This window comes from Nostoc sp. NOS(2021) (assembly GCF_017115025.1).
Lineage (GTDB): Bacteria > Cyanobacteriota > Cyanobacteriia > Cyanobacteriales > Nostocaceae > Nostoc.
This window is the reverse complement of the sequence record NZ_JABXKM010000253.1, coordinates 1-6,861: the sequence shown is the minus strand read 5'-3', so window position 1 is coordinate 6,861 and position 6,861 is coordinate 1. Positions and strand designations below refer to the sequence as shown.

Below are 6,861 nucleotides of genomic sequence, written 5' to 3'. Positions count from 1 at the left end.
GTTAATGTCCTAACCTTCTTGTCCGTTGCTATATTATGTGAGGTTGCATTTTATTCTCCCACAGACTCAAGTCCGGGGCTACCAGAACATAGACGCAAAGCGGCTACTCTCCAAGTTCTCCAACGGAGTACCCGCAGGGTAGCCTGCGTAAGCAGGCTAATTATCTGCATCTTCATCAAGAAATGGTATTAGCAGGAAATTTTCTTTGATCTTCAAGCTTAACTACAGGAGTAATGAAGTGTTGAGAATTAGCGTTGAAGAAGCAGCTATGAATTTAAAATCTCTCTTGGAACGAGTAGCTAGGGGAGAAGAAGTAATTTTGCTAGACCAAAATAAAGCCGTCGCTCGTTTGGTTCCTTTCCGACAAAAAGAACAACGGTTAGCAACTATGAAAAAATTTCGAGATTCGCTGGCGATTCAGGGTGAGTCTTTGAGTGCAACTCTCATAAATGCACGTACAGAGGAACATGCTTTATTCAAACAAAACTCAACCAACTAAATACGTCTGCAACTGTTAATTGCCAATTTTCCAAAACACTCAAAACGGGTAAAACATCTTGCTTTTCTTTTAATTCTGGTAATTTGTTGGGTTCAAAAATCATGATTGACTCATCATCAGGATCGAGCAACCAACCTAGCTTTGCTCCATTTTGGATAGAAAATGTAATTTTGCGGATAACTCGGTTCGGTGATTGTACCCTTCGGGAACGCGAAGCGCGAACTGGTGAGAGAATTTCAATTATCCAATCTGGGGGAATTTCAAATTTATTTGTAATACTGCCTTTTCCATCAAGGGGAATTCTTTGCCATTCAAACACAGCAATATCTGGTACTATTGAACAACCTTGAAATGTACAGCGTAATTCAGGAAAGGCATAAGCTAATTTTTGTGGTTTTGTAATTTGATTTATGGCAGAAGCTAATTCAATTTGTAAAGTGCTATGTTTTCCCTGTGGCATAGCTTTTTGGGAGATTTGACCGTTAAAATACTCGCTTGCTGGTTTGGTTTCTGGTAGTATTAAGAACTCTTCTACACTTAATGCTGTGGTTGGCTGAATAGATAATGTCATAATTTACAACTTATCAAAGCTTGATTATTTTATCACTAGAAGAATGGAAAAATTAGTGCCGCAGCTACGCCGGTCGTAGACATCGCGCCAGCTTACCGTCAGGTATCGCAGAAGGTTTATAGTCTTGTAGAAGGAAATCTATTTACGCGAATAACTTTTCCTATTAATGTTGATTCTGTAGAAATCACCGCATCAATATTTATTGCTAATCGATTCCAGTCTAAATCATCTTTGCACGCAATTATCCCGGTATGGTCGGGTTTAATCTTATGTAATTTAAAAAAATCACGACGATTAATAGTTAATACAGCCCGATTTTCTAATATCGCAAAATCTAACACCATATCATCAGAAATTCCGGCTTTGTCTGCTTCTTGTATGGTGATAATATCATGTCCAAAAGTACGTAATAATTCTACTGATTTACGCGGGAACTGCTCATCTGCTAACAGCCTTGCCATAGTTCAACGAGATATTTTAAGAAACATCTAAAATTGCATCAGCTTGTTCTTGTTCGTGAATAGCAGTATCAATTTCGTCAGGGAATGCCTCAGCATAAAGCCATGCTATTACTAAGTCAGCGGCGCTAAGTTGAGGATATTGATCTAGAATATCAGCATCTTTAGCACCTTGTCGTCGATAAGTTGCCAACAACCAAACAGGAATGCGTGTTCCGGCAATACAAGCATCAGCACCCATTACACCAGGGGTTTTGGTAATTCCATGATTGTTGATATTAATACCTTGGGTTAAGATGCGAATTGCTTCAACCTTTTGGGCTGGTGTTAGGGATAGTAACTGTGTTTCTAAGTCTTGGGCTATCATTGGAAACTGTCTAAGATTAACTATATTTTAACGGGGTTTGAAAATTTACTACATAAGGGCTTTACCGATATCACTAGCTATAGTGCTACCGTCCGAACCAAAGCGAGTATGGTGTTGAAAAATGAAGGTCAAAAGACAAATAATTACTGTTGAAGAATTGTTGAGGAGATATGCTGCTGGGGAGCGAGATTTTACTTATGTTGCTATTGATGACTGGCGTGAAGATTTGCCCAAAGGTGTTGACCTCAGTGGTATTAATCTGGAGGGTTCCTCCCTCAATGTTGATTTTAGTGGTTGTATTGTGAGAAAAGCTAATTTGCGATACACTATCTAGCACTTTTGGAAGTGGGAAAGTGCTAACTTGAGTGGTTCCGACATGACTGGGATTAACAATATGGATAGTTGTCTCTTCGTTCGCTGCAACTTTAGGAATACTAACTGGGATCAAGCCAATTTGTGGCAATCCACCTTTGAAGATTGCAACCTGACTGGTGCCAACTTTGATAATGCCGATTTTAGCGAAGTTGACCTCTATGGGTAAATTCTGAGAAGAAATAGCTGAAAAAATATTGTCAGTAGATAATTGTGATTGTCTCGTTCCCAGTCTGAGACTGGAAACGAAGTTTGAAAAGGGTTTTAAACTGAAGTTGACATCAATGCCACTCCTAAGCAGGGCGGTTATTTTCTAATCCTGGTATTTGCTTAGGAAACAACTCGTTAGAGTCAATCTGACCATTTGAGATAATGGAACGCATACCCTCGAAAGCAGCAGGGATAGTGCGCGGATCTATAAATAAGACCTTGCTGCTATCGCTTCTACCAATTGTCGCGCCCATATCCAGATAGCCCAAGGCAAACAGAACTTCTACCGCTTTATTGGCATTGGGGATAGTGTGGAGCTTTTGGGCGATAATTTCTGTAGACTCTGCGATCGCCTGTGCTTTTAAAACCTGCTGCTGACGTTCAGCTTGAGCTTTCAGAACGATCGCCTTTTGTTCAGCTTCCGCTTGCAAAATTGTCGATTTTTGACGAGCTTCCGCATCCAATATTTGCGCCTCAGCTTTACCTCTAGCACTATTGACAGCAGATTCGCGTTCGCCCTCAGAAGTTAAAATTGCCGCCCGTTTGCGTCGTTCTGCCGACATTTGCAATTCCATCGATTCTCGCACTGCCTGAGATGGAATAATATCTCGCAGTTCTACCCGTGTCACTTTCACACCCCAAGGATCGGTAGCAACATCCAAATCCTGTAATAAAAGTTCACTGATGTGAGAACGAGCCGTAAAGGTTTGATCCAACTCCAGTTGTCCCATTTCGGCGCGAATTTGAGTTAGCACCATGTTTACCATTGCCGACTCCAGATTTTCTACCTTGTACCAGGCTTTTTCCATATCCACAATCCGCCAGTAAAACACTGCATCCACCTCAATACCAACGTTGTCACGGGTGATGCACTGTTGGGGAGGAATATTTAAGACTTTTTCTCGGATAGTTCCTCGGTAGACAACTCTATCTACAAAAGGAATGACAAAGTTTAGTCCTGGTTCGAGTTTTTTGTTATAACTACCCAATCTTTCCACCAAAGATTGATTGCCCTGATTGACAACTTTCACAGATCCTGCTACCGCAGAACCACCAAGGGCTAAAAATACTAGTAAAAAGAACTGTTCCATTATGAATCTCCTGATTTTTAACAAAGGGAAAGGAAGGGGAGTTTGGAGTTTGGAGTTAGGAGTTTGGAGTTGGGAGTTTGGAGTTTGGAGTTTGGAGTTAGGAGTTAGGAGTTAGGAGTTAGGAGTTGGGAGTTGGGAGTTAGGAGTTGGGAGTTGGGAGTTTGAAGTGGGGGAGATGAAGAAGTAGAGATTAATTTCTTTCCAATGCCCAATGCCCAATGCCCAATGCCCAATGCCCCATTCCCAATAACTAAGAATTCAACAAATTTTCTGGTATCACAATCAAAGTAGTACCTTCTCTCCTGACCACATAAACTCTTTGATGGGGTGGTACGGTAAATTTGTCATCGTCACATCTTGCTTGCCAAGAATTTCCCTCATACCGCACCCGCCCTGTTTTTCCAGGCAGAATTTCTGTTAAGGTTTCAGCTATGACTGCATCCCGAATTTTCGATTTGCGTTGTCGCGGTTGCAAAAACCGACGGGAAAGCAAAATTAGTACTGTGGAAAGCAACAGCCAAACCACAATTTGCAACCATACACTTCCCAAACCCACTCCAGACAACAGCGCCACCACAAAAGCGCTAATTCCCATCATGAAGGCGACAAACGCCGATGGTAAGAACAGTTCCATTAGACACAGAACTGCTCCTGCCAGAAGCCAGATTAAGGTAAAACTTGGCATAGCGCCATCCTAAACTCTACATTGACCTAAATGCATTTCTACGATTAGATACAGCCAGACTAAGTTATTTACACAAAGCAAAACTTACGCCGTGTGCAAATTTTTTTCAAACCTAACCCCCAACCCCTTCCCTACCAGCGTTGGGGAGCAAGAATCAAAGCCTCTCAGGAGTGGGGGAGAGGAATGGAAGCGGAGTTTTAAGAATAAGTTGCACATCGCGTAAACTTGGTATTTTTACCAATAATTTTGATTAATTTCAGTAACAAAGTGTAGCTAGCGGTACACTAATCCAGTCTATTCTAGCCTTCAAGTCATTGCCAGCTAAAGTTAGTCATTGCCAGCTAAAGTTAATCGAAGTTCATAAGTTGATTGGTTTCTTAAATTTCTACCTTTATGATTTCTACTCAACTGATAATTTATTGTATAAACCCAGGCTGTAATAGCCCCATTAATCCTATGGAAGATAGTGTTTGTGCCAGTTGCCAAACTCCTTTAGTTCACCGCTATCTTTGGGCTACTGGTTCATTGTCTGCTCAAATCCTACCAGGTACAAAGGTTGCAGATAGGTATGAAGTCATTAGTCACCAGATTTGGCTGGATACTCAACCGGGACTGCCGCCAGATGTACCTGAAGAATTGCCAAAGGAAGTAATTCCTTATCTACGGTTATATCAAGAGCAATTGCATTTGCCCCAGACTTATGGGTTTGCTAGTGACCTTGAGCAAGATACAAGTGATATCCTCTTATTAGAAAATGTGCCGATAGATAAAACCGGAAATATCTATCCAACTATTGTTGAGGCATGGGAACAAGCAACGGCGGTACGACAAGTTTATTGGCTGTGGCAAATTCTCCAACTTTGGACACCTTTATCAGAATTGGGACTTAGCCGCAGTTTACTGGTAGTAGATAATTTGAGAGTTCAAGGTTGGTGTGTGCGACTGTTGGAACTCTACCAAACACCAGCAGATGAGAAGCTGAGTTTACAAAATCTGGGACAGTCTTGGCAGTTTTGGGTAGCGTCTGCAAAGGCATCAGTAACTAAAGGGTTACAGAACATAGTCGAGCAGATGTGTGAAACTGAAATTGAGTTAGAGACTATTAATATTCAACTCAATAATTTACTACTAGCATCTGCGGCAGAATTGCCATTAGTCCTGAAGGTGGCAGGTTCTACAGATATTGGCCCAGTTATGGCGCAAAATGAAGACGCTTGCTACCCCAATGCTTTGAGTGACTTAGATGAACCTTTATTGCCTCACTTGTCGATTGTTTGCGATGGGATTGGCGGACACGAAGGCGGCGAAGTTGCGAGTAAGTTGGCAGTGCAGTCTGTAAAGTTGCAAATTCGCGCCTTACTAGCGGAGGTAACAGAACAAACTGTACTTGTGCCACCAGAGTTGTTGCAGGAACAATTAGAAGCAAGCTTGCGGGTGATAAATAATGTGATTTGTGCCCGCAATAATGAACAAAAACGCCAAGGCAGAGAACGCATGGCTACAACCATTGTAATGGCGGTGCAAGTTCCACAACGAGTGCAGACAAGTACTGGGTGGCAATCAAATAATACCCATGAACTTTACTTAGCTAATGTTGGCGATAGCCGTGCCTATTGGATTACTCGCAATTATTGTCAGCTACTGACAGTAGATGATGATGTGGCAACACGGGAAGTACGCTTTGCTAAAAGCTTGTATCGAAAGGCACTTTTCAGACCAGATGCTAGTGCTTTAACTCAAGCATTGGGGACAAGAGATGCTGAATCTTTGCGTCTCAAGGTTCAGCGATTCATTGTGGAGGAAGATGGCATATTGTTGCTGTGTTCTGATGGTTTAAGTGATAATAACTGGGTGGAACAATCTTGGCAGGATTATGCAATACCCGTGTTCACAGGTGAACTGACAGTTGAAGATGCTGTCCGCAACTGGATTAACTTGGCAAACGAAAAAAATGGGCGTGATAATACGTCGGTTGTTCTCACTTATTACCGTGTCTCCCCAGAATACTTAGTACCTGTGACTCCGGCGTTGCCAGAAGAGATTATAGAAGCGGAAATACAAGAAGAACAAGAGGAACAAGAACAAAAGGAACTAGAGGAACTAGAAGAACTAGAGGAACTAGAGGAACTAGAGGAACCAACTTCTTTCACAGAAAGTTCGCGATCGCTGCTAGATTTGAATCTAGATTTGGATCTAGATTTGGATCTTTCAGAGGAACCATTTACAAGCCCAGAAATCCCACCAACCTTAATTACAAAACCTAATCGGGGTAAACGTTTGGTAATGTTGGGGGGAGTGTTGGCGTTGATTGTGGGGGGTACAAGTCTGGGATTATTTGCTTGGTGGCAAATTAATCCTCAAGGATTTCAGCAGATGTGCCGGCAATTTCCCCAAAGAGTGCAGCAACTTTGTGCGCCTAAAAAGTAGAGACTGGGGATTGGAGAATAGATTATACCGAAATATCGCGATGTTAAGACCAAATGTCGCGATGTTAAGACCAAATGTCGTGATGTTAAGACCAAATATCGCGATGTTAAGACCAAATGTCGCGATGTTAAGACCAAATATCGCGATGTTAAGACCAAATATCGCGATGTTAAGACCAAAT

General features: G+C 41.9%; 10 protein-coding genes. 5 read left to right on the top strand and 5 right to left on the bottom strand.

The features are described 5' to 3' along the window. Positions 1 to 192, top strand: a 192-nt coding sequence (locus HWQ41_RS26280) for a hypothetical protein (protein WP_292769690.1), incomplete at its 5' end; no start/stop codon positions are given. A 46-nt stretch (positions 193 to 238) separates the two neighbouring features. Next, positions 239 to 499: a type II toxin-antitoxin system Phd/YefM family antitoxin gene (locus HWQ41_RS26275; protein WP_292769687.1), complete on the top strand. Its 261-nt coding sequence runs from the start codon at positions 239 to 241 to the stop codon at positions 497 to 499. Here HWQ41_RS26275 and HWQ41_RS26270 read toward each other — a convergent pair. The 3 genes from HWQ41_RS26270 to HWQ41_RS26260 form a co-directional block, all read right to left on the bottom strand. Beyond that, positions 477 to 1,070 carry a Uma2 family endonuclease gene (locus HWQ41_RS26270; RefSeq protein ID WP_292769685.1) on the bottom strand — a complete coding sequence of 198 codons (594 nt, stop codon included), beginning with the start codon at positions 1,068 to 1,070 and terminating at the stop codon, positions 477 to 479. The two genes, HWQ41_RS26275 and HWQ41_RS26270, sit on opposite strands and share 23 nt — an antisense overlap. Before the next feature lie 116 nt (positions 1,071 to 1,186). Further along, positions 1,187 to 1,531: a DUF5615 family PIN-like protein gene (locus tag HWQ41_RS26265; protein WP_292769682.1), complete on the bottom strand. Its 345-nt coding sequence runs from the start codon at positions 1,529 to 1,531 to the stop codon at positions 1,187 to 1,189. 16 nt (positions 1,532 to 1,547) lie between these two features. Next, positions 1,548 to 1,895 (bottom strand): DUF433 domain-containing protein, encoded by a 348-nt coding sequence (locus tag HWQ41_RS26260; RefSeq protein ID WP_292769680.1) that lies wholly within the window; start codon positions 1,893 to 1,895, stop codon positions 1,548 to 1,550. 121 nt (positions 1,896 to 2,016) lie between these two features. Between HWQ41_RS26260 and HWQ41_RS26255 the strand changes: the two genes are divergently transcribed. Further along, positions 2,017 to 2,229 carry a pentapeptide repeat-containing protein gene (locus tag HWQ41_RS26255; protein ID WP_292769677.1) on the top strand — a complete coding sequence of 71 codons (213 nt, stop codon included), beginning with the start codon at positions 2,017 to 2,019 and terminating at the stop codon, positions 2,227 to 2,229. A 60-nt stretch (positions 2,230 to 2,289) separates the two neighbouring features. After that, positions 2,290 to 2,436, top strand: a complete 147-nt coding sequence (locus HWQ41_RS26250; protein ID WP_292769675.1) for a pentapeptide repeat-containing protein — start codon at positions 2,290 to 2,292, stop codon at positions 2,434 to 2,436. A 124-nt stretch (positions 2,437 to 2,560) separates the two neighbouring features. Here the strand turns inward: HWQ41_RS26250 and HWQ41_RS26245 are convergent, their stop codons facing one another. Both HWQ41_RS26245 and HWQ41_RS26240 read right to left on the bottom strand, forming a co-directional pair. Then, positions 2,561 to 3,568, bottom strand: a complete 1,008-nt coding sequence (locus tag HWQ41_RS26245) for an SPFH domain-containing protein (RefSeq protein WP_292769672.1) — start codon at positions 3,566 to 3,568, stop codon at positions 2,561 to 2,563. 250 nt (positions 3,569 to 3,818) lie between these two features. Then, positions 3,819 to 4,253 (bottom strand): NfeD family protein, encoded by a 435-nt coding sequence (locus tag HWQ41_RS26240; protein ID WP_292769669.1) that lies wholly within the window; start codon positions 4,251 to 4,253, stop codon positions 3,819 to 3,821. Between the two features lie 393 nt (positions 4,254 to 4,646). Between HWQ41_RS26240 and HWQ41_RS26235 the strand changes: the two genes are divergently transcribed. Then, positions 4,647 to 6,680 carry a protein phosphatase 2C domain-containing protein gene (locus HWQ41_RS26235; protein WP_292769667.1) on the top strand — a complete coding sequence of 678 codons (2,034 nt, stop codon included), beginning with the start codon at positions 4,647 to 4,649 and terminating at the stop codon, positions 6,678 to 6,680. The last annotated feature ends 181 nt before the right edge of the window (positions 6,681 to 6,861 follow it).

Bases quoted from the DNA above. Each gene is read 5' to 3' on its own strand.
- HWQ41_RS26265 (WP_292769682.1), bottom strand. From the start codon at position 1,531: ATGGCAAGGCTGTTAGCAGATGAGCAGTTCCCGCGTAAATCAGTAGAA.
- HWQ41_RS26245 (WP_292769672.1), bottom strand. From the start codon at position 3,568: ATGGAACAGTTCTTTTTACTAGTATTTTTAGCCCTTGGTGGTTCTGCG.
- HWQ41_RS26240 (WP_292769669.1), bottom strand. From the start codon at position 4,253: ATGCCAAGTTTTACCTTAATCTGGCTTCTGGCAGGAGCAGTTCTGTGT.
- HWQ41_RS26270 (WP_292769685.1), bottom strand. From the start codon at position 1,070: ATGACATTATCTATTCAGCCAACCACAGCATTAAGTGTAGAAGAGTTC.
- HWQ41_RS26250 (WP_292769675.1), top strand. From the start codon at position 2,290: ATGGATAGTTGTCTCTTCGTTCGCTGCAACTTTAGGAATACTAACTGG.
- HWQ41_RS26255 (WP_292769677.1), top strand. From the start codon at position 2,017: ATGAAGGTCAAAAGACAAATAATTACTGTTGAAGAATTGTTGAGGAGA.
- HWQ41_RS26260 (WP_292769680.1), bottom strand. From the start codon at position 1,895: ATGATAGCCCAAGACTTAGAAACACAGTTACTATCCCTAACACCAGCC.
- HWQ41_RS26235 (WP_292769667.1), top strand. From the start codon at position 4,647: ATGATTTCTACTCAACTGATAATTTATTGTATAAACCCAGGCTGTAAT.